This window comes from Marinobacterium rhizophilum DSM 18822 (assembly GCF_000378045.1).
GTDB classification, from domain to species: domain Bacteria; phylum Pseudomonadota; class Gammaproteobacteria; order Pseudomonadales; family Balneatricaceae; genus Marinobacterium_A; species Marinobacterium_A rhizophilum.
Map to the genome: position 1 here is coordinate 341,323 of NZ_KB899090.1, position 25,087 is coordinate 366,409.

21 protein-coding genes are annotated in these 25,087 nt (G+C 59.8%); 10 read left to right on the top strand and 11 right to left on the bottom strand.

The genetic code is table 11. The annotated features are described in order from the left end of the window. Positions 1-3: 3 nt before the first annotated feature. From F451_RS0103410 to F451_RS0103425, 4 genes are read right to left on the bottom strand one after another with little or no spacing between them, the layout of a single operon-like run. Positions 4-810 carry an ABC transporter permease subunit gene (locus F451_RS0103410; RefSeq protein WP_020679951.1) on the bottom strand — a complete coding sequence of 269 codons (807 nt, stop codon included), beginning with the start codon at positions 808-810 and terminating at the stop codon, positions 4-6. 10 nt (positions 811-820) lie between these two features. Next, positions 821-1,687, bottom strand: coding sequence for a carbohydrate ABC transporter permease (locus tag F451_RS0103415; RefSeq protein WP_205623955.1), 867 nt, complete (start codon positions 1,685-1,687; stop codon positions 821-823). Further along, positions 1,687-2,787 (bottom strand): ABC transporter ATP-binding protein, encoded by a 1,101-nt coding sequence (locus F451_RS0103420; RefSeq protein WP_020679953.1) that lies wholly within the window; start codon positions 2,785-2,787, stop codon positions 1,687-1,689. Before F451_RS0103420 ends, F451_RS0103415 begins: the two co-directional genes overlap by 1 nt. Next, positions 2,780-3,883: an ABC transporter ATP-binding protein gene (locus F451_RS0103425; protein WP_020679954.1), complete on the bottom strand. Its 1,104-nt coding sequence runs from the start codon at positions 3,881-3,883 to the stop codon at positions 2,780-2,782. Before F451_RS0103425 ends, F451_RS0103420 begins: the two co-directional genes overlap by 8 nt. A gap of 385 nt (positions 3,884-4,268) precedes the next feature. Here F451_RS0103425 and F451_RS0103430 point away from each other — a divergent pair, with 385 nt between their 5' ends. After that, positions 4,269-6,278, top strand: a complete 2,010-nt coding sequence (locus F451_RS0103430; protein WP_020679955.1) for a sigma-54-dependent Fis family transcriptional regulator — start codon at positions 4,269-4,271, stop codon at positions 6,276-6,278. Between the two features lie 69 nt (positions 6,279-6,347). Here the strand turns inward: F451_RS0103430 and glpK are convergent, their stop codons facing one another. Further along, positions 6,348-7,829, bottom strand: coding sequence for a glycerol kinase GlpK (gene glpK, locus F451_RS0103435; protein WP_020679956.1), 1,482 nt, complete (start codon positions 7,827-7,829; stop codon positions 6,348-6,350). 261 nt (positions 7,830-8,090) lie between these two features. Here glpK and F451_RS0103440 point away from each other — a divergent pair, with 261 nt between their 5' ends. The 8 genes from F451_RS0103440 to F451_RS0103475 all read left to right on the top strand — a co-directional run bounded on the left by F451_RS0103440 (position 8,091) and on the right by F451_RS0103475 (position 17,858). Then, positions 8,091-8,849 (top strand): DeoR/GlpR family transcriptional regulator, encoded by a 759-nt coding sequence (locus F451_RS0103440; protein ID WP_020679957.1) that lies wholly within the window; start codon positions 8,091-8,093, stop codon positions 8,847-8,849. Positions 8,850-9,315: 466 nt separating this feature from the next. After that, positions 9,316-10,842, top strand: a complete 1,527-nt coding sequence (gene glpD / locus F451_RS0103445) for a glycerol-3-phosphate dehydrogenase (protein WP_020679958.1) — start codon at positions 9,316-9,318, stop codon at positions 10,840-10,842. Between the two features lie 297 nt (positions 10,843-11,139). Next, on the top strand, positions 11,140-12,153 hold the full coding sequence (gene gap / locus F451_RS0103450; RefSeq protein WP_020679959.1) for a type I glyceraldehyde-3-phosphate dehydrogenase: 1,014 nt from the start codon (positions 11,140-11,142) through the stop codon (positions 12,151-12,153). A gap of 4 nt (positions 12,154-12,157) precedes the next feature. Further along, positions 12,158-13,606, top strand: coding sequence for a pyruvate kinase (gene pyk / locus F451_RS0103455; RefSeq protein ID WP_020679960.1), 1,449 nt, complete (start codon positions 12,158-12,160; stop codon positions 13,604-13,606). A 523-nt stretch (positions 13,607-14,129) separates the two neighbouring features. Beyond that, a complete protein-coding gene (locus tag F451_RS0103460; RefSeq protein WP_020679961.1) occupies positions 14,130-15,752 on the top strand; it encodes an NADP-dependent glyceraldehyde-3-phosphate dehydrogenase in 1,623 nt (540 codons plus the stop codon). 104 nt (positions 15,753-15,856) lie between these two features. Further along, entirely contained in the window at positions 15,857-16,690 is an 834-nt protein-coding gene (locus tag F451_RS0103465; protein WP_020679962.1) for an AraC family transcriptional regulator, read from the top strand. A gap of 101 nt (positions 16,691-16,791) precedes the next feature. Further along, complete coding sequence (locus tag F451_RS24685) at positions 16,792-17,547, top strand: AzlC family ABC transporter permease (RefSeq protein ID WP_020679963.1); 756 nt, start codon at positions 16,792-16,794, stop codon at positions 17,545-17,547. Then, complete coding sequence (locus tag F451_RS0103475) at positions 17,544-17,858, top strand: AzlD domain-containing protein (RefSeq protein WP_020679964.1); 315 nt, start codon at positions 17,544-17,546, stop codon at positions 17,856-17,858. The genes F451_RS24685 and F451_RS0103475 overlap by 4 nt, the downstream gene beginning before the upstream one ends. A 29-nt stretch (positions 17,859-17,887) precedes the next feature. Here the strand turns inward: F451_RS0103475 and F451_RS0103480 are convergent, their stop codons facing one another. Then, a complete protein-coding gene (locus F451_RS0103480) occupies positions 17,888-18,415 on the bottom strand; it encodes a retropepsin-like aspartic protease family protein (RefSeq protein WP_026291474.1) in 528 nt (175 codons plus the stop codon). A gap of 460 nt (positions 18,416-18,875) precedes the next feature. On the opposite strand from F451_RS0103480, the gene F451_RS0103485 reads away from it, so the two are divergent. Further along, the gene (locus F451_RS0103485; RefSeq protein WP_020679966.1) at positions 18,876-19,079 is read left to right on the top strand and encodes a hypothetical protein; all 204 of its coding nucleotides are present in this window, start codon (positions 18,876-18,878) and stop codon (positions 19,077-19,079) included. 145 nt (positions 19,080-19,224) lie between these two features. On the opposite strand, the gene F451_RS0103490 is transcribed toward F451_RS0103485, so the two are convergent. From F451_RS0103490 to F451_RS0103510, 5 genes are all read right to left on the bottom strand, one after another. Further along, complete coding sequence (locus F451_RS0103490) at positions 19,225-19,986, bottom strand: SDR family oxidoreductase (protein ID WP_020679967.1); 762 nt, start codon at positions 19,984-19,986, stop codon at positions 19,225-19,227. Positions 19,987-20,242: 256 nt separating this feature from the next. After that, positions 20,243-22,132 carry a propionyl-CoA synthetase gene (locus tag F451_RS0103495; protein ID WP_020679968.1) on the bottom strand — a complete coding sequence of 630 codons (1,890 nt, stop codon included), beginning with the start codon at positions 22,130-22,132 and terminating at the stop codon, positions 20,243-20,245. Between the two features lie 81 nt (positions 22,133-22,213). Further along, positions 22,214-23,107, bottom strand: coding sequence for a 3-hydroxyisobutyrate dehydrogenase (gene mmsB / locus F451_RS0103500; protein WP_020679969.1), 894 nt, complete (start codon positions 23,105-23,107; stop codon positions 22,214-22,216). A gap of 77 nt (positions 23,108-23,184) precedes the next feature. Further along, positions 23,185-24,288 (bottom strand): enoyl-CoA hydratase/isomerase family protein, encoded by a 1,104-nt coding sequence (locus F451_RS0103505; RefSeq protein ID WP_020679970.1) that lies wholly within the window; start codon positions 24,286-24,288, stop codon positions 23,185-23,187. Positions 24,289-24,299: 11 nt separating this feature from the next. Next, positions 24,300-25,076, bottom strand: a complete 777-nt coding sequence (locus F451_RS0103510; RefSeq protein ID WP_020679971.1) for an enoyl-CoA hydratase — start codon at positions 25,074-25,076, stop codon at positions 24,300-24,302. Between the last annotated feature and the right edge of the window lie 11 nt (positions 25,077-25,087).

The following is a 25,087-nucleotide window of genomic DNA, read 5'->3' on the forward strand; positions in this document are numbered from 1 at the left end:
TCCCTATACCCGGCCCAGGGCAAAGCCCTTGGCTACATGGTTGCGTACAAACCAGATCACCAGCAGACCCGGCAGGATCGTCAGCACACCGGCAGCGGCGAGCACACCCCAGTCAACCCCGGTGGCCCCCACGGTACGGGTCATGATGGCGGCGATGGGCTTGGCGTCCACCGAGGTCAGGGTGCGCGCCAGCAGCAGCTCGACCCAGGAGAACATGAAGGCGAAGAAGGCCGTCACACCGATGCCCGAACGGATCATGGGCAGGAAGATGCGCACGAAGAAACGCGGAAAGCTGTAGCCGTCGATATAGGCGGTTTCATCGATTTCCCGCGGCACGCCGGACATGAAACCTTCCAGAATCCAGACCGCCAGCGGCACGTTGAACAGGCAGTGCGCCAGCGCCACGGCGATATGGGTATCGAACAGCCCCACCGACGAATAGAGCTGAAAGAACGGCAGCAGGAAGACCGCAGGCGGCGCCATGCGATTGGTCAGCAGCCAGAAGAACAGGTGCTTGTCACCGGTAAAGCGGTAACGGCTGAAGGCGTAGGCCGCCGGCAGCGCTACCAGCAGGGTAATCACCACGTTCATCGAGACATAGAGGATGGAGTTGATATACCCCGAGTACCAGGTGGCATCGGTGAAGATCACCATGTAGTTGTCAAAGGTAACGTTGCTCGGCCACAGGCTCAGGGACCCCAGAATTTCTTCGTTGGTCTTGAACGACATGTTGACGAGCCAGTAGATGGGCACCAGCAGGAACAGGATATAGAGTGTGATGCCGACGATTTTGCGTTTGGTCATGTTCATGATTCGAGCCTCACTTCGCCTTGTCCATATAGGTGATGGTCGTGAAGAACAGCCAGGACACCAGCAGCACGATCAGGAAATAAATCAGCGAGAATGCCGCCGCCGGCCCCAGGTCAAACTGGCCGATGGCCATCTTGGTCAGGGTCTGGCTGAGGAAGGTGGTCGAGTTGCCGGGACCACCGCCGGTCAGCACGAAGGGCTCGGTGTAGATCATGAAGCTGTCCATGAAGCGCAGCAGTATGCCGATCACCAGCACACTCTTGAGCCGCGGCAGCTGGATATAACGGAACACCGCCCATTTCGACGCCCGGTCAATCTCGGCCGCCTGGTAGAAGGCTTCAGGAATGGCCCGCAGACCCGAATAGCACAGCAGCGCCACCAGCGAGGTCCAGTGCCAGACATCCATCAGCAGCACCGTGGCCCAGGCATCTCCCGTATTGGAGGCATAGTTGTAGTCGACGCCCAGGGCATTCAGTGTCCAGCCGAACAGGCCGATGTCGGCGCGGCCAAAGATCTGCCAGATGGTACCGACCACGTTCCAGGGGATCAGCAGCGGTATGGCCAGCAGAATCAGGCACAGCGAGCCCATGCGCCCCTTGGTGGGCATCATCAGCGCGACACCGATACCCAGCGGGATCTCGATGGCCAGCACCGAGAAGGAGTAGATAAACTGGCGCAGCAATGAATCATGCAGGCGCGGATCGCGCAGCACTTCGCGGTACCAGTCGGCGCCCACAAAGTAGGCGTTGTTTTGATCAAAGATGTCCTGCACCGAGTAGTTCACTACGGTCATCAGCGGAATGATCGCTGAGAACGCCACCAGCAGGAACACCGGCAGCACCAGCCACCAGGCTTTGTTATTGTCGGTCTTGATGATCATCGGGCTTGCTCCTCAACCAGGAACTCATCGACATAGAGCTTCAGCCACTGCTGCGGAAAGCTCACATGGGCACGGCCATTGGGCACTTCGCGATCTTCATCCAGGCGGGCCTTGAGCGTCTGTTCGCCCAGCTCGAAGGTGACGATCTTGTAGGTGCCAAGATCTTCGGTGTGCTTCACCTGCACCTCAAAGGCATCATCGGTGGGGCCATCCCAGATATGCACGAACTCCGGGCGAATGCCGATCTTGAGGTTGTCGCTCGGCACCAGCGCCAGATGCTCGTTCAGCTCGTCACTCAGCGCCACCTTGAAACCATTAAAGGCAACACCACCCTCACAGCGACGTACTTCCATCAGGTTCATGCCCGGGCTGCCGATGAAAAAGCCGACAAAGGTATGGTTGGGCGACTCGAACAGCTCGCGCGGCGTGCCAAACTGTACGATCTGGCCGCCGTACATCACCGCGATCTTGTCGGCGAACGTCGAGGCCTCCAGCTGATCGTGGGTCACATAGACCATGGTGATATTGAACTGCTCGTGGATCTGCTTGAGCTTGCGGCGCAGCTTCCACTTCAGATGCGGATCGATAACCGTGAGGGGTTCGTCGAACAGGATGGCTGACACATCATCGCGCACCAGGCCACGGCCCATGGACACTTTCTGTTTTTCGTCGGCGGTCAGGTTCTTGGCCTTGTTGTGCAGTACCGGATGCAGCTCCAGAATCTCGGCGACTTCGTTCACCTTGGCCCGCACCTTGGGCTCCGGCACCTTGGCATTGCGCAGCGGGAAGGCCAGGTTGTCGAACACCGTCATGGAGTCGTAGATCACCGGGAACTGGAACACCTGGGCGATGTTGCGGTCCTTGGGCGACAGCTCGTTGACGCGCACATTGTCAAACAGCACTTCGCCTTCGGATGGTGCCAGCAGACCGGAAATAATATTCAGCAGCGTACTCTTGCCGCAGCCGGACGGCCCCAGCAGCGCATAGGCCCCTCCCTGGTGCCAGACATGGTTCATCTCCCGAATCGCGTAATCCGCCGGGCCCGATGGCTTGGCGCTGTAACTGTGCGCGAGTGATTTCAGATGAATCTCAGCCATGATGTGCAGCCCCCTGTACCAGACGCGTCGGTGCTTGCAGCATCGCGCCCTGCTTGTCGAACACGAACAGCTTATGGGTCGGCAGATACACCTTGATCGGCGCATCGGTGTGGTACTCGTGCACCCCCGACAACTGCAATACCAGGCTGAAATGGCGATTCTTGACGTGCATGAAGGTTTCCGAGCCGCTGATTTCAGCCAGCTCGACCTGCATTGCCAGCTCCAGGTCATCGTCATTGCGCGGTACCAGGCCAATATGGCTTGGACGCACGCCAAAGCGGTAATCGCCGGGTGTCAGACCACGCAGGTCCTGATTGAGCGGAAAGTGGGCGTATTCATCGAAGGTGACCTCCGACTCGGATACGCGCCCCCCCAGCAGATTGATCGGCGGCTCGCTAAACAGCTCCGCCGACGTCACGTCCACCGGCTGATGGTAAACCGTGTTCACCGGGCCCGACTGAATAATGCGCCCCTCGTGCAACAGGGTGGTGGTGCCACCCAGTGCCAGCGCCTCGTTGGGCTCGGTGGAGGCGTAGATGGCAATGGAGCGGCGCTCCTTGAACAGCTCGCGCAGCTCCATGCGCAACTCTTCACGCAGCTTGTAGTCCAGGTTCACCAGGGGTTCGTCGAACAGAATCAGGCTGGCGTCCTTCACCAGCGCCCGCGCCATGGCAGTACGCTGCTGCTGACCACCGGAAAGCTCCAGCGGCAGGCGATCCAGGAACGGATCGATGCGCAGCATGGCTGCCGTTTCCTTCACACGCTTGTCAATCTGGGATTCCGGCATTTTCAACAAACGCAGCGGCGAGGCGATGTTTTCCCGCACCGTCAGGTTGGGATAATTGATGAACTGCTGATAGACCATGGAGACGTTGCGCTGCTGCACCGGCATGCCGGTGACATCGGCGCCGTCCATCAGAACCCGGCCGCGGGTCGGCTTGTCGAGCCCGGCCATCAGTCGCATCAGAGAGGTCTTGCCCGCCAGGGTACGACCCAGCAGGACATTGAAGGATCCAGGTTCGAAACTAATGTTCGCATCGCTGATGAATGGCACGCCATCCACCACACGAGTGATGTTTTCCAGTGTTAGCGACATATTGTCGTCCCTTGTTCTTATTGTCATGGCTGCCTGTTCAGGCGGCCGGAACACCGCGAACTCTGCGGTTCACAGCTTTTTTCGAATACGAACAAATGAAAGCGAACATCATGCCAAAACACGAAAGAAGCCAACGAAAAAAACCAAGTACTTGTTTTATAAGTAAATATACTTAAAGCATCAGAATCGCGGCAACAACACAAATGTTCGAGTTCGAACATTTGTGTTCAGAACACTGTTGACTGCACAGTCAAATGAACAGATGATTGAACACTCAGCACCCTGTTCAGGCTCTCGCCCGGCTGCACAGTTCAGAGGGGAACGCAGGGCAAGGGCGCGCCTGAACAGCACTCGCACGGCATAAAAACAATAAAGAGCAGATCCCATGAGCGAACCGAGCAGCGATACCGTACATGACAGCCTGATCCTCGACTCCTGGGACCGCTGCCGCTCATTCGGGCTGGAACACGGCAGCGAGCCGGGATTGCAGCAGCTGGGAAGCTCGGAGTGCAAGGTACTGCGCGAGGCGCATCACTCCCTGGTACATACCACCGGACAGGAGGTGCTGCCTTTCTATGAGAATATTCTCTCCAATAGCAAATGCATGATTCTGCTCACGGACTCGCGTGGCCAGGTACTCAATGGCTGGGGCGACCAGCGTTTTGTCGGCCAGCAGCAAAAGGCTTTTTTCCAGCAGGGCACCAGCTGGCAGGAAAAGGCCCACGGCACCAATGCCATCGGTACAGCCATCGCTTCCGGGCAGGCGGTCCAGGTGCAGCGCGATGAGCACTTTCTCAAGGCCAATCGCTTCATGATCGGTTCGGCCGCGCCCATTTTCGATGTCAATCGCGACCTGCTCGGCGTGCTGGATGTCTCCAGCGATGCCTATTTGCCGCAGGCGCATACCCTGGGCATGGTCAAGCTGATGTCACAGTCGGTGGAAAACCGGCTCATCATCAACATGTTCAGTAATGAACACTTTGTACTCACCTTCAACACCAACCTGGACAACATTGACAGCCAGTGGTCCGGCCTGCTGGTGTTCAATGAAGAGGGGATCATTATTTCGGCCAATCGACGGGCCGAACTGCTGCTCGGCTATGACCTGGCGCTGGCCAGCATCAGCCAGCTGTTTGACTGCCCGCTGCGGGAGCTGAAAAACCAGCCCGAACTGCTGCCGCTGCAATTCCGCACCCCCGGCCAGCACCACATGTACGGCGTGATCAAGCGTCCGACCGAGCGGATCATTCAAGCGGTGGATTTTCGCCAGAGACCCGGCGCCACTGCCGCGGCATCAGGGCCAACAACAGGTACCTCAGCCAAGAGCGAAGGGGTTATCGGGCTGGACCAGGTCGGCTATGGCGATGCCCGAGTCAGTCGCTGCGTACGCCAGGCCGAGCGCCTTATCGAGAAGGACATCCCGATTCTGATCCACGGCGAAACCGGCGTTGGCAAGGAGGTGTTCGTCAAGGCACTGCACCAGCACAGTTCGCGCCGCCGCTATTCGCTGGTGGCGGTGAACTGCGCCGCCATTCCTGGCGAGCTGGTGGAATCCGAACTCTTTGGTTATGAAAAAGGCGCCTTTACCGGCGCCAGCAACAAGGGTGCCATCGGCCTGATCCGCAAGGCCCACCGGGGCACCCTGTTCCTGGATGAAATTGGTGAAATGCCGCTGCAAGCCCAAGCCCGGCTGCTGCGGGTGCTGCAGGAACGCAGGGTCACCCCGCTGGGCTCCACCGAGTCCTATCCGGTGGATATCAAGCTCGTTTCAGCCACCAACCGCTGCCTGCGCAGCCAGGTGCAGGACGGGCACTTCCGTCAGGACCTGTATTACCGCGTAACCGGCCTGAACATCGAGCTGCCACCGCTGCGAGAACGCACCGACAGGCGCGAACTGTTCCAGCAGGTGCACCGTCTGCACCGCGAAGACAACCAGACTGCCCCGCTGTCCGAGGAAATACTCAACCTGTTCGACCAGCACCCCTGGCCCGGCAACATTCGTCAGCTGATCAGCGTACTGCAGATCGCACTGGCCATGGCGGACGACGATCCTATCGAGCCCTGGCACCTGCCCGATGACTTCTTTCAGGATATCGAGCAACAGCGCACGACCGCGCCCGAGCAGAGAATGTCTGCCCCGGCCTACGGCGGCGCGCCTGGCAGCGCTCCTGCCACCGCACACGCAAACCCGGCTGACAATGCGGTTGAAACGGCACCGGGCCATGCATCCGCAGCGCAAGCCTCAGCACAATTACAGAACCCAGCCTCAAGCGATGAAACCCTGGCGGCCTACAACCACCATGAGGGCAATATATCCCGCACTGCCAAGGCACTTGGCATCAGTCGCAACACGCTGTACAAACGCCTGCGTGATCTGGGCCTGCGCCAGCGCTAGCAAGACCCGCAACAAAAAGCCGCCGCTTCCCGTACAGGGAAACGGCGGCTTTTACAGGTGATATCTGAATTACTGAGTCTGCACCTTGGACACCGCTTTCTTCCAGCCCTCATAAAGACCATCACGGCGCGCCTTGTCCATTTTGGGCTCGAACCTGCGCTCGCACAGCCAGAGCTTTTCCAGCGACTCCAGGGAATCGAAGACACCGGCCTTGAGCCCCGCCAGGTAGGCCACACCCAGGGCGGTGGTTTCGATGATCTGCGGCCGGTCCACGGTGGCGCCAAGAATATCGGCCAGGTAGCTCAGCACCCAGTTATTGGCCACCATGCCGCCGTCCACCCGCAGCGCGACGGGGCGCACACCGTCGCTTTCCATGGCTTTTTGCAGATCCTTGGTCTGGTAACAGACCGACTGCAGTCCGGCCGTGACAATCTCCTTGATGCCGGTATCCCGGGTCAGACCAAAGATGGCACCGCGGGCATTGGGGTCCCAGTGCGGTGCCCCGAGCCCGGTAAACGCCGGCACCAGATAGACACCATGATCCAGCGATGTCTGCTCGGCCAGGGGTTCGGTATCACTGGCCCCGCGAATCAGCTGCAGGCCGTCACGCAGCCACTGAATGGTGGCACCGGCGACAAAGATGCTGCCTTCCAGCGCATAGGTGGGCACGCCATTGAGGCGATAGGCCACGGTGGTCAACAGCCGATGCTCAGACTTGAGCGCCTTGAGGCCGGTATTCAGCATCAGGAAACAACCGGTGCCATAGGTGCTTTTGGCCATCCCCTCGCGAAAGCAGGTCTGCCCGAACAGCGCGGCCTGCTGGTCACCGGCGATACCGTACACGGGAATATCGGCCCCCAGCAGCTCGGCATCGACACGCCCGAAGTCATCGGATGAATCCATCACTTCTGGCAGCATGCCGGGCGGGATATCGAACAGATTCAGCAGCTCCTCGTCCCATTGCTGGGTATGGATATTAAACAGCAGGGTGCGGGAGGCATTGGTCGCATCGGTGCGATGCTCTTTACCACCGGTCAGATGCCACAGCAGATAGGTATCCACGGTGCCAAAAATCAGCTCCCCGCGTTCGGCACGCGCCCGCGCACCCGGCACCTGCTGCAGTATCCAGCGAATCTTGGTGGCCGAAAAATAGGGGTCAATCAACAGCCCGGTCTTGGCATTGATCAGCTCTTCGAGCCCCTGTTCCTTGAGCGACTCGCAGTAATCGGCCGTACGCCGATCCTGCCAGACGATGGCGTTATAGACCGGCTCGCCGGTGGTGCGATCCCACACCAGGGTGGTTTCACGCTGGTTGGTGATACCGATGGCGGCGATCTGGTGCGCATCTATACCGCTTTTGGCAATAACATCACGAGAGGTCTGCAGCACCGACTCCCAGATGTCTGCCGGCGCATGCTCCACCCAGCCGTCCTCGGGAAAGTGCTGCGCGAACTCCTGCTGGCTGGTCGTCAGAATCTGGCCTTCGCCAGAAAAAAGAATCGCCCTTGAACTGGTGGTGCCCTGGTCTATGGCCAGTAGATACTTAGTCATGATCCGCCCTGCTGTTCATGAATGTTCTTTTTTTTTCGTATTTTTACCATTACACCGCTAAAAACCAAGAGATATTTTCTTTTTCCATCAGCATCAGCGCTCTGCAGCGCCGCCAGAAGCACCATTATTGCGCTATAAGTCATTAAAATTATGAGATAATCGCCACAATACAGACACCTCTGCAAAATGTTGCCAGGACGGTGCAGCGCGCGTTTGCAGGTGCGCCATCCCGACACTGCACCAGAAGGAAGAGCACAAGCCATGACACAGCGGCGCAGACAGGACCTGATTCTCGAAAAGGTCCAGGCCACCGGTTTTGTCACCATCGACGAGCTGGTCGAGCATTTTCGGGTGACCCCCCAGACCATCAGGCGCGACCTGAACCAGCTGGCACGGGACAACAAGCTGCGACGTCACCATGGCGGGGCCGGCGTTGAATCCAGCACCGTAAATACGGCCTACCAGGCCCGCAAGATCATGGAGCTGGATGCCAAGGAAAAGATCGCACAGGAACTGGCCAAGGTCATTCCCGACGGCGCTTCGCTGTTTATCAACATCGGCACCACCACCGAGACCATCGCCCGTGCCCTGCTTAACCATCACAATCTGCGCATCGTCACCAATAACCTGCACGTCGCCTCCATCCTCAGCGCCAAGGAAGACTTCACGGTCATCGTCGCTGGCGGCGAAGTGCGCAACCGCGACGGCGGCATTGTTGGCGAAGCCACCCGCGATTTCATCAACCAGTTCCAGATGGACTTTGGCATCATTGGTATCAGCGGTATCCACAGCGACGGCTCCCTGCTGGACTTTGACTACCGCGAAGTGCGGGTCGCACAGACCATTATTGCCAACTCCCGCCAGGTATTGCTGGCGGCAGATCATTCCAAATTCGGCCGCAATGCCATGGTTCGTCTGGGCAATATCACCCAGGCAGATCACTTTTTCACCGATCTGGCCCCGCCCGCCGAGATTCGCCAGCTACTGATTGAACATCAGGTACAACTGCACATCGTCTGATCTTTTGGGCCGGCGCCACCGGCCAGCCTTTCACACTCCAATCCACATGCCACAAGCGCCGGCCCACACGGCCGTGGCTCGCCACAAACCGATAAAACATCAGGTTCAGCTGCATATCACCGAGCAGACTGACGCCGAAGCGGCCATCCCAGTAAGCGCCAACCGCCATAGAGCAACCAGCCAGTCTGGGTAAGATATTCGCTTCGTGTCCTTGCCCCTTTTGCCCTTCACCACTCACCGCCTGATGCAAGACAGGTGTCCGTGTCACGTGCCTTTCCATTCTGCGTGTAGGGCAGCCTCAAATAAAATTCACTTAAAAAATGTTCGTTTGTGATTGTTTGTTTTCGATAGCGAATAGTATAGTAATAATCATCAGCTGATGGCCCCGCACGGCTTTCATACATACCCAACTGCAGGATGGCCACCTGATTCAAGGATAGCCCTGCAAACCGGAGACCCACCGCGCATGACCTCTGAACAGACAGTGCAAGATCTCATCGTTATCGGCGGCGGCGTGAACGGCGCTGGCATCGCCATGGATGCAGCCGGTCGCGGCCTGAAGGTTATGCTGTGCGAAATGGACGATCTGGCATCGGCGACCTCCTCCAGCAGCAGCAAGCTGATTCATGGTGGCTTGCGCTATCTCGAGCACTACGAGTTTCGCCTGGTGCGTGAAGCCCTGGCTGAGCGCGAGTGCCTGCTGCGAAACTCACCGCATATCATGTGGCCGCTGCGCTTTCGCCTGCCACACCGGCCGCATCTGCGTCCTGCCTGGATGATTCGTGCCGGACTCTTTCTGTATGACAACCTGGCGCGGCGCGAGCTGTTGCCCGCGTCAAACGGGATCAGGTTTACGCCCGAAGGCCCGCTGGTCAACGAGATTACGCGTGGCTTTGAATACTCCGACGGCTGGGTCGATGATGCGCGCCTGGTGGTGCTGGTCGCCAAGGCGGCAGAGGAAAAAGGCGCCCAGATCCGTACCCGCTCACGCTGTATCAAGGCCGAACGCGACGGCGACCTCTGGGCCGTCACGCTGCAGTGCCAGCGAAGCCACAGTGAAGAAACGCATTATTGCCGCACGCTGGTCAATGCCGCCGGCCCCTGGGTCAGCCGCCTGTTCAACGAGGCCATGAGTATTCCAGCGCCCAAGCAGATTCGAATGGTCAAGGGCAGTCATATCGTAGTGCCACGCATCCACGATGAACACCAGGCCTACATCCTGCAGAATGAGGATGACCGTATCGTCTTTGTGATTCCCTACGAGGACAACTTCTCGCTGGTAGGCACCACCGATGTGGATTACCAGGGCGATCCTCGCGACGCGGCCATTTCCAGCGAGGAAACCGACTACCTGATCGCGGTGGTTAACCGCCACTTCAAACACAAGATTTCCGCCAGCGATGTGGTCTGGAGTTACTCCGGTGTACGACCACTGATGGATGGTGAATCCGGCTCCGCCCAGAAGGCTTCGCGGGATTACACTTTTGAAATGGATAGCCCTCCCGGCAAGGCGCCCTTGCTGTCAGTGTTTGGCGGCAAGATCACCACCTACCGCAAGCTGGCAGAAGCCGCCACCGACAGTATTTGCCAGCACTTTCCCAAGGCCGGTGGTGCCTGGACTCGCACTGCGGCCCTGCCGGGCGGAAACTTCGACAGTCCGCACAAGCTGCTTTCCCAGCTTGCCCGCCAGTACCCCTGGCTACCGGTTGCCCTGGCACGCCGCTTCGTTCGCACCTATGGCACGCTCAGCCATACCATCCTGCAAGGCTGTACATCGATTGCAGACCTGGGAACACACTTTGGTGCCAGCCTGTATGCCCGGGAAGTACGCTATCTGGTGGACCATGAGTGGGCTCTGAGCTGCGACGATATACTCTGGCGCCGCACCAAGCAGGGACTTTACATTCAAGGCGCACAACGCGCCCGCCTGGAAGACTACCTGGCTGAACTGCTGGCAAATCAGCCGCTAAAACTGGTTTCCAACCGCGCCTGAGGATCCCGCCGGCCAGACGGCCCCCGGCCAATCGTCTTGCGATAAGCAATCTCGCAGGCCTGTTCAGCCCCTCGAAAACCGGCAGGTCCATGCACATGCGTCACCTTTAATGGCGCAGTAACAGGCAAAAAGGCAGGAAACCCAACTTGTCAGCCAGGTTAATAACAGGGCCACGGCGCGGAGCACAAAGCCACCCCAGCGACTATGGTCAAGGTAGGCACGATCAAGCACCATCAATGGGTAATGCGGTATCGAAATAAAAACAAACGCCTTCTAATACAGGCGCAAAGGTGATTTATGACCATTCGAGTGGCGATCAATGGCTACGGCCGCATCGGACGCAATACGCTGCGTGCACTTTACGAATCCGGCTACCGCGACCGCATCCAGGTCGTGGCGATCAACGACCTGGGCGATGCCAGCATTAATGCCCACCTGACCCGTTTTGACAGTGTGCACGGCCCTTTCGGCGGCAGTGTCGAGGTCGAGGACGATCAACTGGTCATCAACGGCGACCGCATCCGCATCCTCAGTGAGCGCAATCCTGCCAGCCTGCCCTGGAACGAACTCAACGTCGACGTCGTCTACGAGTGTACCGGCATCTTCACCGCCCGTGACAAGGCCCAGGCACACCTTGATGCCGGCGCCCGCAAGGTCATCGTCTCGGCCCCGTCCCCGGGCGCCGATGCGACCGTGGTCTATGGCATCAATCATGACAGCCTGACCGCCGGTCATCGGGTGATATCCAACGCCTCCTGCACCACCAACTGCCTGGCGCCCATCGCCCAGCCGCTCAACAAGGCGCTCGGGATCGAGAACGGCCTGATGACCACGATCCATTCCTATACCAATGACCAGCACCTGAGCGACGTCTATCACAGCGATCCCTATCGCGCCCGCTCGGCCACCCAGTCGATGATCCCGACCAAGACGGGTGCCGCGGCGGCCGTTGGCCTGGTATTGCCGGAACTCAATGGCAGGCTCGATGGCATGGCGGTGCGGGTACCGACCATCAACGTGTCCCTGGTGGACCTGAGCTTCCTGGCCAGGCGCGACACCCATGTCGAAGAAGTCAACGACATCATTAGCCAGGCCGCCGAAGGCCCGCTTAAAGGCATCCTCGTCTGCAACCGCCTGCCGCTTGTTTCGGTGGACTTCAACCACAACCCGGCCTCGTCGATCTTTGATTGCAGTCAGACCCGCGTCAATGGCCGGCTGGTCAAGGTCATGGCCTGGTACGACAACGAGTGGGGCTTTTCCAACCGAATGCTCGACAACACCCTGGCCCTGATGAATGCCCCCCGGAGTTAAGACCATGCAACGCAGAACCAAGATCGTCGCGACCCTGGGGCCGGCGACAGAGGATGCCGCAACGCTTGAACGACTGATTGCCGCGGGCGTCGACGTTGTGCGCCTCAACTTCTCCCATGGCAGTGCCGAGGATCACCGCCAGCGCGCGGACCTGGTACGCAAGCTGGCCCGGGAACAGGGGCGCTTCGTCGCCATCCTTGGCGACCTGCAGGGCCCCAAGATCCGTATTGCCCGCTTTGCGGCCGGACCGATCGAACTGACCGACGGCCAGCCCTTCATTCTGGACGCCTCCCTCGACAAAGAAGCCGGCGATGCCAATCGCGTGGGCATTGACTACGAAGCACTGGTAGACGACAGCCGACCGGGCGACATCCTGCTGCTGGATGACGGCCGCATCGAGCTGCAGGTCAATCAGGTGGTTGATCGGGAAGTCCGGTGCACCGTGCTGATTGGCGGCCCGCTGTCCAACAACAAGGGCATCAACCGCAAGGGTGGCGGCCTGTCCGCTGCCGCCCTGACCCCCAAGGATGAAGCCGACATCCGCACCGCCGCCGCGCTGAACGTGGATTACCTGGCGGTCTCCTTTCCGCGCGACGCCGACGACATGCACCTGGCGCGCAAGCTGATGCAGGCCGCCGGCGGCAATGCCTATCTGGTCGCCAAGATCGAACGCGCGGAAGCCGTGGCCGACCTCTCGGTGCTGGATGCCATTATCGAAGCCTCGGATGGCGTCATGGTGGCCCGGGGCGATCTCGGCGTAGAGATCGGCGATGCAGAACTCATCGGCATGCAAAAACACATCATTGACCGGGCACGCGCACTGAAGCGGGTTGTCATCACCGCCACCCAAATGATGGAAACCATGATCAGCCAGCCCATGCCGACCCGGGCAGAAGTTTTCGATGTGGCCAATGCCGTACTTGATGGCACCGATGCCGTGATGCTCTCGGCCGAAACCGCCGCCGGCAAATACCCGGTCCAGACCGTGCAGGCCATGACCCGTGTGATTCTGGGCGCGGAAAAGCATCCCAAGGCCCATGTCTCGGATCACCGGGTACATGATCAGATCATCAAGGTGGACGAATCCATCGCCCTGGCGGCCATGTATTCGGCCAACCACCTTGCCGGCGTCAAGGCCATTATCTGCATGACCGAGAGCGGCGATACCCCGCTGCTGATGTCCCGTATCCGCTCGCCACTGCCGATCTTCGCCTATTCAGGCAACCCTCGCACCCAGAACCGGGTAACGCTGTTTCGCGGTGTCACCACCGTGCCCTTTGACAGCGCCGAGATTCCGGCCGAAGACGTAAACGCCCAGGCCGTCAGCGAGCTGCAGACGCGCGGCATTGTCAGCGACGGCGACCTGGTCATCATCACCAAGGGCAACTACGTCAATGCCCATGGCGGCACCAACACCCTGAAAATCGTCCAGGTGGGCGACAACATCCGCTAATGCACTGCTGCACTCTTGGTGGTGCTTTGGAATACGCTCATTTTTTCGCCAGTCAAGGCGTGAGGCGGAGTCATAGTGGAGCTATGGCGACAACGAACAACGCAGGATGGCGGAAAAAGGGGCCCTTACAAGCTTCATATCGGGTGTCGCAGTACACCAGTAACACACCGCAAGCCAGGCACTCTCTCCCTAACACAGAGCGGCGGGGCACCCGCCCCGCTGCTGGACGCCTATTATTTATCAAACGGCGAGCCTGAGCTGCCAGTCGGCGCCTTCGTGCACACCGACAGCCTTGTGCGTGTTTATCACACGGGCTGCACTGCAACCTGGCAGCAGAGCCCCCGTTCTGCACTCGGTGCGGGAACGGCTAAAGCCGGCCGGGCGCAACTTGATAGCCTGACATTAGTTTTGGTAAATTAACCAAAATACCATCGACCAAGGAATAAATTACGGTTACATTCTAACCAACACCCAGACACTTGCCTGTCGTAATACTCAGGCTGCTATCCGGAGTACCACAACCATGATGCCCGACCTGTCTCAACTCTTTCCAGCCGAATCGGATATCCCGAAAAACTATCAACTCGATGGGATGATTGACCAGCGCGAGTACCTCGTCAATGGTGAACTTGTCCTGTGGAATGGCGATCTGGCGCCGGTTAAGAGCCCGATTTGCCTGCGTCAGCCGGACGGTAGCCTGGAGCAGGTCATTCTTGGCAGCACGCCGCTGCTGGATGCCGAGGCCGCCATGCAGGCACTGGACAGCGCCGTCACCGCCTATGACATGGGCCAGGGTCCATGGCCCACAATGGGAGTGGCGGACCGCATCAAGCACGTTGAGAATTTCCTTAATAAAATGAAATTGCAGCGCGATGCAGTGGTGCGGCTACTCATGTGGGAAATCGGCAAGCCCCTGGCTGATTCCGAAAAGGAATTCGACCGTACCTGCGACTACATCACCGATACCATCAATGCCCTCAAGGCGCTGGACCGCCGCTCCAGCCGGTTCGAAAACGAACAGGGCACCCTCGGCCAGATTCGCCGTGTGCCACTGGGCGTTGCGCTGTGCATGGGCCCCTACAACTATCCGCTGAACGAAACCTTCACCACCCTGATCCCGGCCCTGATCATGGGCAATACGGTGGTATTCAAACCGGCGAAATTCGGTGTGCTGCTGATCCGCCCGCTCCTGGAAGCCTTTCGCGACAGCTTCCCGCCCGGCGTGATCAACATCATCTATGGTCGCGGCCGCGAAACAGTGGGCGTTCTGATGGAGTCGGGCAAGGTGGATGTGTTCGCCTTTATCGGCACCAACAAGGGCGCCAGCGATCTTAAAAAGCTGCACCCCAAACCCCACCGCCTGCGTGCTGCCCTGGGCCTGGATGCCAAGAACCCCGGCATTGTACTGCCCGACGTGGACCTGGATAACGCCGTCAGCGAGTGCGTCACCGGCTCCCTGTCCTTTAACGGCCAGCGCTGTACCGCACTGAAGATCCTGTTCGTTCACCGCAGTATCGTTGATGAGTTCCTTGAGCGTTTCCAGGCAAAGCTCGCCACCCTGAAAGCCGGAATGCCCTGGGAGCCCGGCGTATCGCTGACACCACTGCCGGAGCCGGGCAAGACCGAGTTCCTGTCCGGCATGGTCGAGGATGCCTGCAACAAGGGGGCCCAGATCCTCAACCCGGGCGGCGGCTCCACACTGAAGACCTTTTGCTCTCCGACCGTGCTGTACCCGGTCACGCCCGAAATGCGGGTCTACACTGAGGAGCAGTTTGGCCCCATCATCCCGGTGGTGCCCTACGATGACGTGTCAGAAGTGATCGATTACGTGCGCAATTCCAACTTCGGCCAGCAGCTGAGTCTGTTTGGTCAGGATCCAACCCAGATGGCACGCATGATCGATGCCTGCGTCAATCAGGTTGGCCGCATCAATCTCAATGCACAGTGCCAGCGCGGACCGGACACCTTCCCGTTCAATGGCCGCAAAGACTCGGCCGAAGGTACTCTCTCGGTTGCCGATGCACTGCGGGTCTTCTCGATCCGGACCCTGGTGGCCGCCAAGGATACGGCCCAAAGCCGGACCCTGATCGGCAGCATCATCCGCGACCGCGAATCGGCTCACCTCTCGACTGATTATATTTTCTGACCGACACACGGATGGCGGTCTCACAGACCGCCATTTTCTCCCGCCTTGAATCCGCTTCCGACCCGCGCCATGATAGTCCGGCCCATCAACCGGACCTGGCTCCAATGGACACAACTGTACCTGCGTGCAACGCCCACTTTCGCTACCTCAAGGACTTTGGCGGCCTGGAATTGCTGCACTATCGCTACGATGGCGCCGTTTACAGCCGGCATGTCCATGAAGGCTATGCCATTCACGTGATCGACAGCGGTATCGAGCGATTCCACTGTCTCGGTGCCAGCCATCTCGCCGGTCCCGGTGACATCGTGCTGGTCAATGCCGATACGGTGCACGATGGCCACGAAGCCGCCGAAGGCTGCCGTTACCGCGGCTTTTACCCTCCCACCTCGCTGATGGACAACCTGACACGGGATATTCACGGCAATGGCCTGCCCTGGTTTCCACAGCCGGTGGTGCGCAATCCGCGCCTGGCCGAGCGCCTGCGCGGCCTGATTACCCTGCTGGGCCAGAACGAAAGCCGCCTGCAGTGCGACAGTGCCTGGCTTGAGGTCATGAGCGACCTGCTGCAGCAGCATGGCCGCCAGCGGCTCGATGTTCGAGCACCGGCACCAGCACCTACGGCGATTGATCGAGTACGGGACTACCTCGATGCCCATTATGCCGACAACCCCAGCCTTGCCGATCTGGCCCGCCTCGCCGGACTCAGCCCGCATTACCTGAACCGGCTATTTCAGCGCCAGGTAGGCCTGCCGCCCCACGCCTACCTGGTGCAGCGGCGCCTGATACGGGCCCGCCAGCTGATCCGGGCCGGCCGAAGCCCGCTGGAAGCATCGCTTGAGAGCGGCTTTAGCGACCAGAGCCACCTGCACCGCCATTTCAAACGCGCCCAGGGACTGACTCCAGGCCAGTACCACCAGGCCATCACCCGCGCCGAATAGCGGGCAAGCCCGCCCGATCAGCCGAGAGCGCAAGAACGTACAAGCCGAGGGTGCGAGGCGCCGTCTATACTGCGGCATCATTCACGCCATACCGGAATTACATGACTCCTGCGCGACTTTTTCTGACCGGTGCCCGCGATACCCTGCCACTCATCCTGGCCGCCATTCCGTTCGGCATCGTCTATGGCGCCCTCGCCATGAATAATGGGCTGTCACAATGGGCCACTCTGGCTATTTCGCTGTTCGTATTCGCAGGCTCCGCCCAGTTCATCGCCGTGACCCTGGTGGCCAGCGCTGCCGCCGTGCCGGTGATCCTGCTGACGGTATTCGTCGTCAACCTGCGGCACATGCTCTATGCCGCCAGCCTGATGCCCTGGATGACAGGACTGCCGCAACGGATACGGGTACTGATGGCATTCTGGCTCACCGATGAGACGTATGCCGTGGTCACCAACCGCATCACCCGGGATCCCGAGCTGCGTGGCCTGCCCTGGTACTACTGCGGCTCGGGCCTGGCCATGTATGGCAACTGGATACTCTGTACCTGGCTCGGCATCACCCTTGGGCAACACATACCGGACATCACCCGCTGGGGGCTTGATGTCGCCATGGTGGTGGCGTTTATCGGCATTGTGGTTCCTGCACTGCAAAGCCGGGCACAGTGGGCCTGTGCGCTCTGCGCCGGTGCCTGCTCGCTGCTGACCTGGGACTGGCCGCACCAGAGCGGCCTGCTGTTGACGGCACTGGTGGCCATTACGGTAGGTGTAGTGCTGGAACGGCGTGACAACAGCAAGGCAAACCGCCCGGCATACGAAGCCGAGACGCAATCACTGCCGCAGGGGGATATATCAAAATGAATGAATGGACACTGATTGCCGGCATGGCCGCGCTGACCTTTGGTCCGCGCTACCTGCCACTGGCGCTGGCAGGACGGGCACGAATACCGCCGCTGATCGAGCAGGCACTGCGCTTTGTTCCCATCGCCGTGCTGAGTGCGATCATCACCCAGACGACCCTGATCCACCAGGGTGCCGTGGACTTTACGCTGAGTAACGCCCATCTGCTGGCAGCCATCGCAGCCTGCCTGGTGGCCTGGTTCAGCCGCGGCCTCTTTCTCACCGTTGCGATCGGGCTGCTCACCTATGGCGTGGCGCGCTGGATCATCTGATGACTGAACTGGTACGACGGCGGCGCTGGCTACAGCGTGCTGTGCAATCGTAGCGTCAGCGTATCGCCGCGTTGAACCAGTTCCAGATCCTGCATGAAGCTCATGCCCAGCAATACAACGTCACCGGGCATGCCCGGGTTGATATTGCCGGCAACATTTCGCAGCACGATGGAGCCGAGTCGCACTTCATCGAGCCGAGTGTCGTAAACGGTGACCACGCCATTGGCCGTGGTGGCCTGGCTGGCGTAGCCCTGTTTGAGACCCAGCCGCTGCGCCAGGGCCAGCGGCACACTGATGCGGGTGGCGCCTGTATCCACCAGGAACTGTACCGGCTCGCCATTGATGAGCCCGGGGGCTATATAATGGCCGCTGCGGCTGCGCTGCAGCACCACCTCCACCGGCCCCTCTGCATCCACGACCATCAGCCCGGCATTGGGATTGTGCTCGCGCTCCAGCCAGGTATCAAAGCCCAGCACCAGCACGACCAGCAGCGATATCCAGGCGGCAAACCACATAAAACGACCGGCTCGCGGTGCCGGTCTGTTGACATCATTCATGTTCCTAAAGGCATCCCGCACAGCATTTAGTTCATTATCCAACCAGGATGCAGGCACATCGCCGGTCGCCATTCTGCCCCCAGCATAGCATGGCGCTGCGCGAGTCAGATCCGTTTTCTGTACCCGGAGCGGCCTGTGCAGGCCTGTCTGCGACAGCCATTTGCAGCCTGACAAAAAGTGAATGGATTTAACAGATATACCACCGAGGGTTTCATGCCCTCCAACCGCCTGATACGTCTAAACACCTATCTTTTAAGGTGATAAACCCCGCAGCGAACAAGGAGTCACTTGGCACGCCAAAAAGATAGATGAATATTTTTAATCATTAAGCTGAAAAAGCGTCGTTTGAGCCGATATCGCTCACTGCGTATTATGGCCCCATCAAATGATTGCAGCGCTCTACGGAGCCAAAGGTTTGGGGACTGGCAGTTAATTTGCAAACGTGACAGAGGCATACGCGATGAGCAGCACACAGCAGACTGAAAAAACAGCAACGCAGATCGATATCAACAACATCGATCTGCAGGAAATTATTGACCGCGCCCACGCCGAGCGCGCCAAGGTGTTTCACGCGTTCTTCAAGTCGCTGTCGCTGAGCCGCATCCAGGTACTGCCAGTGTGGGAACACACATTCAAGCCGCTGTTCGCGCGCTTCAGCCACTGAGTTACCGCTTTTCCTGCGATACTTTTTGACTTACTTGTTGTTCTTTTTTTTAGGTCGGCCCGGTTCTCCGGGTCCGGCCTTTTTTTATGTTTTATGCGCAGGTGATGCTCAGGACGAATTCTGTGCCTGAGGCAAAGGGCTCCCCCTAAACACGCAAGCCGCCATCCATCTCGACGATACGCCCGGTAAAGTAGTCATTTTCAATAATGTACTGCAGCGTATGGGCCATTTCCGCTACGTCACCCAGACGCTTAAGCGGCACGGCCTGCAACATGCGCTCGATCGCTTCGGGTTTCATCTGCGCCGTCATTTCCGTGGCGATCACCCCCGGTGCAATGCCACCGACACGAATGTTGTAACGCGCCAGTTCGCCGGCCCAGCTGGTGACCATGGTTGCGACGCCCGCTTTGGTGGCCGAATAGTTCGTCTGGCCCATATTACCGGCGCGTGATACCGACGAAATATTCACGATGACGCCACCCTCACCCTGCTCGGCCATAATCGCTGCGGCTTCGCGCCCACAGAGAAAGGTGCCGGAAAGATTTACATCAACCACCGAGGACCACTGCTCAAAGCTCATTTTACCCACCAGTTTGCCATCCCTGAGCTTGATCAGAAGGCCATCACGCATCAGGCCGGCATTGTTCACCAGGGCGTGAACGGCGCCAAAGTCACGTTTGATGGCGGCAAAAACCGCTTCCACCGGCCCCTCTTTGGAAATATCACACACATAACCACGCGCCCGTGCGCCCGCCTGCTCCAATTGCCGTACCGCCGCATCCAGACTGTCCTGGTTCAGATCGATCAGCGCCAGCTGGCCACCCAGTGACGCCAGGTGCTGAGCCATACCGAAGCCAAGGCCGCGGGCACCGCCGGTGATAACAAATACTTTACCGTCAATTTTCATGGGGAGGCTCCTGTGCAGGGATGTTTCTTTGTTTAGAGCGTGGCTTGAGCCACTAAATTTTAAAGCGTGGTTTGAGGAACCACAGTTAACGTTAACGTAAAGACTACCTCGACGCGGCACCGAAGGCGAGAGAAAATAGGTGATTACCCTTATTTTAGCGTTGTAAATACCGCCCTGACGCCAGCCGCTGGCGCACAAAAAACGGCGAACTTTCGTCCGCCGTTTTTTATGTGTGCAAGGCGTAAAGGCAGACGCCTTATACCAGCCCGGCCTGCTCCATGGCCGCGCTGATTTCCGGCAGGATACTTTCATCGTCGATAGTCGAGGGGGTCTTGTAGCTCTCACCCACGGCAATCTTGCGCAGAATAGCGCGCAGAATCTTGCCCGAACGGGTCTTGGGCAAACGCTGTACCACCAGCACACGACGGAAGCAGGCCAAGGCGCCGACCTGATCACGTACCCGCTGTACCAGCTCGGCCTGCAGTGTCGCCTCGCTGATCGCCACACCAGACTGCAGCACCACCAGGCCCACCGGCAGCTGCCCCTTGAGTGCATCCTGCACACCGATAACCGCGCACTCCGCAACGGCCGGGTGGCCAGATACAACCTCCTCCATTTCGCCCGTGGAGAGCCTGTGCCCCGACACATTGATCACATCGTCGGTACGCCCGGTGATGAAGACGTAGCCATCCGCATCCTTAAAGCCGCCATCGCCGGTATGGTAGTAACCGGGAAACAGGCTCAGATAGGCGTCTGCAAAGCGCTCCGGCTGATTCCAGATACTCCAGGCCACGCCCGGTGGCATTGGCAGGCGCACGCAGATGTTGCCGGATTCGCCCGCCGCCACTTCCTCGCCCGCAGCATCCAGCACTCGAATGTCATAGCCGGGAATGGGCTTGTTGGTGGAGCCCAGGCGTGGCGCCGAGGGTGCATCCCAGCCCATCATGGCGGAGGTCATGGGCCAGCCGGTTTCGGTCTGCCACCAGTGATCCATCACCGGTACCCCGAGAAGGCCGGCGAGCCAGTCATGGGTGGACGAATCCAGCTTTTCACCGGCAACGAACAGCCGCTTGAGACTCGACAGGTCATGTCGCCTGCACAATTCGCCGTCCGGATCCTCCTTGCGGATGGCGCGAAAAGCCGTTGGGGCGCAGAACATGGCATTGACGCCATAATCTTCAATCACCCGCCAGTAGGCACCGGCGTCGGGTGTGCGTATGGGCTTGCCCTCGTAGAACACCGCGCTGCAGCCCCCCATGAGCGGGCCATAGACGATGAACGAGTGGCCGACCACCCAGCCAATATCCGACGCACCCCACCACACATCGCCGGGCTCCATGCCATAGACATTGCGCAGCGCGTACAGCAGTGCCACCGCGTGGCCACCGTTGTCACGCACAATGCCCTTGGGCTGCCCGGTCGTGCCCGAGGTGTAGAGAATGTAAAGAGGATCGGCACCCTGCACCGGCACGCAGCCGGCCGGCGCCACTCCCGCCTGAACCGCATGCCAGTCCAGATCCTGCGGCGCATGCATGTCGGCCTGCAGCAGGGGGCGCTGCAGCACCAGGGTATGCGCCGGCTTGTGTGTCGCCAGGTCAATGGCCTTGTCGACCAGAGGCTTGTAGGCGATGGTCTTGTCCATCTCGATGCCACAGGATGCGGTCAGTATTAACTTCGGCTTGGCATCGTCTATGCGCACCGCCAGCTCGTTGGCCGCAAAGCCGCCGAACACCACCGAATGCACCGCACCGAGCCTGGCGCAGGCCAGCATGGCCACCGCCGCTTCCGGCACCATCGGCATGTAGATCACCACACGGTCGCCCTTGGTCACACCCAGCTTGTGCAGCGCACCGGCAAATAGGGCTACCCGGTCCAGCAGTTCGCGATAGGTGATTGCCTGGCGGACGCCGCTGACCGGAGAGTCGTAATAAAGTGCCACCCGGTCGCCACGGCCCTGCTCGACCTGCCAGTCCAGCGCCAGGTAACAGCTGTTGAGCTCGCCGTCGGCAAACCAGCAATGGCTGCCCTGGGGTGTTTGTTGCAGGATGGTTTGCGGCTTTTTGAACCAGGCGATCTGTTCAGCCTGCTGCGCCCAGTAAGTCTGCGGATCTTCCAGAGACTGACGATAGACATTGCTGTAGTCCATTGCGCTACCTCGTTTATTGTTGTTCTGAAGAATCGAGAGGATGAACCGTCGGAGCGGCGCGGCGCCGCTCCTGCAAAAGCCTCAATCGCTGTCGCGGTAGAGATTGAGCACGCTGGAGAAATCCAGCGTGCCGTTGCCCTTGGCCTTGTGCAGGCTAAAAAGGGCACGGGCGGCGGAGCCCATCGGGACAGGCGCGGCACTCTGCTGGCTCAGGTCCATGGCCAGCCCCAGGTCCTTGAACATCAGGTTGGTCTGAAAACCGCCCTGATACCCCTTGGAGGCCGGTGCGGTATCCATCACGCCCGGCCAGGGGTTATAAACATTCAGCGCCCAGTTGCCGCCGGAGCTTTGCTTCATGATTTCGGACAGGACGGCGGGATCGAGGCCATTCCTGACCCCCATGTTGAGCGCTTCGCAGGTACCGGCCATCAGGATCGCCAGCATCATGTTGTTACAGGCCTTGGCGATCTGGCCGGCACCGTGGTCGCCGGCATGGAAGATGTTCTTGCCCATCACGTCGAGCACCGGCTTGGCACGCTCAAACTGGGCCACCGAGGCACCCACCATAAAACTCAGGGTGCCCGCCTGAGCCCCACCCACGCCGCCGGAGACCGGCGCATCGATAAAGTCGCGCCCGCGTTCTGCGGCGATGGCTGCGACCCGTTTGGCCACGTCGGCCTCGATGGTGGAGCAATCGATGATCAGGCTGCTGGGAGCGATCAGCTCCAGTAGCGGCTCAGGCCCGCTGACGTAAAGCCCTTCGACATGACGCCCGGCCGGCAACATGGAAATGACGAACTCGGCATCCTTTACCGCGTCTGCCGCGCTGGCTGCCTGCAGGCAGCCTTCGGCCACCGCGTGGGCCAGGGCCTCGGCGGACAGATCGAACGCCTGTACCCGGTGGCCGGCCGCCGCCAGATTGTGGGCCATGGGGCCACCCATGTTACCCAGTCCGATGAATGCGATCGTTGCCATGATTATTATCCTTTTGTTGGAGCGACCAGCCCGCGCTGCAGGCCTGTCGCCAATTGATCGGTATCGACCCGCGGTGGTCAGAGATCCGCCAGCGGGTGTTCCTGCTCAAAGGGGTTCGCAAACAGCTCGGCAAGGAAAGCCGGATCCACCGCCTCCAGCGAGGAATAGCGCCATTGCGGCTGACCGTCCTTGTCGATCAGCAGGGCACGCACACCTTCGGCGAACTCACCATGGCGGCAGCACTGAATAGACAACTCCAGTTCCTGCTGAAAGACTTCGCGCAGCGACAGGTGACGGCAGCGCTGCAGCTGCCCGGCAATCAGCTTCAGCGACAGCGGACTGCCGTTGCGCACGGCTTTTTGTGCCCGCAGCACCCATTTGTCGTCGGTTTCCATGCTCAGCAGCGCCGCCACAATGGCCTCGACGCTGTCGTGATCGGTCAGGGTGCGGATCAGGTCGAAATGCCCGCGGATCGGCGCCGCCATCTCGCTGAACGCTGGGCGGGATTCGCTTTCGAGTTCGCGCAGCACCCGGCTGACGGTACCGCCTGCATCCCCGTTCCAGCACTCGCTGGCCAGACGACTCAGCAGACCGTCGCGAAGACCCGCATCGATGGCTCGGTCCGCCAGGCCGAGGAAGATGGCATCGCGGGCGTTAATGGGATTACCGGTGAGCCCCAGAAACAGGCCGGTGCCGCCGGGCATGCGGTTCAAAAACCAGCTGCCCCCCACATCCGGGTACAGACCGATGCTGACCTCCGGCATGGCCAGGTGCGATGTCTGCGTCACGACGCGGTGACTGCAGCCATTCATCAACCCCATGCCGCCCCCCATGACGATGCCGCTGCCCCAGCAAATAATGGGCTTGGTACTCGTATGAATGGCATAGTCGAGGCGGTATTCACGGGTAAAGAACGCTTGCGGGAAGTCCGCCGCGGCCTCGCCGGTCATGGCCTTGTACAGATTGACGATATCGCCGCCGGCACAGAACGCCTTGTCGCCGGCACTGTCCAGCAGGATCGCCACAATGCGATCATCCGCCTGCCAGCGATCCAGCTGCGGCTGAATCAGGTCGATCATTTCCAGCGTCAGCGCATTGAGGGAACGTTCGGCGTTGAGGCGGATCTCGCCGATCAGGTGACCGTCCGCGGTCGGGTATTCGGTAAAGAGTACGGCGCTCATCAAACAGCTCCTCAGCGGTTTTTCCATTGCGGTTTGCGCTTCTCGAGAAAGGCGTTAACCCCCTCGCGTTGATCCTCGCTATGGAACAGATCCACGAACAGCTCACGCTCCAGGATATAGCCCTGATCCAGCGGCCGGCTGCGGCCAGACTGGATCAGCGTCTTGCAGGCACTCACGGCCACCGGGCTCTGGTCGGCGACCTGCTCGGCCAGTGCCAGGGCACGTTCCAGTCCCTCGCCGGTGGCAACCACTTCTTCCACCAGCCCAATTTTTTCAGCCCGGGCAGCGTCGATGCGCTCGCCGCACAGGATCATGCGCTTGGCCCAGCCCTCGCCCACCAGCAACGCCAGATTCTGGGTGCCGCCGGCGCAGGGCAGCAGGCCAACCTTGGCTTCCGGCAACGCCATCTGCGCCTGTTCCTCGGCAATGCGGATATCGCAGGCCAGCGCTACTTCGAGCCCGCCCCCCATGGCAAAGCCGTTGATGGCCGCGATGGAGACGCCGCGAAAACGACTCAGCGACTCGAACGCCTCCCCGAAACAGCGCGCCATGTCCCGCGCCACCGCACGATCTCCCTCGGCGAACAGCTTGAGGTCCGCCCCGGCGGAGAAAAACTTCTCGCCCTGGCCGGTCAGCACCAGGGCATAGATATCGCGATCCTCATTGAGCTCTTCCACCAGCGCCTTGAGGCCCTTGAGACTCTGGGCTGTCCAGGTATTGGCCGGCGGGTTGTTCATGGTGACCAGCGCCACATAGCCCCGGCGTTCACAGATCAGACTGTCGCTCATCGTGTTGCTCC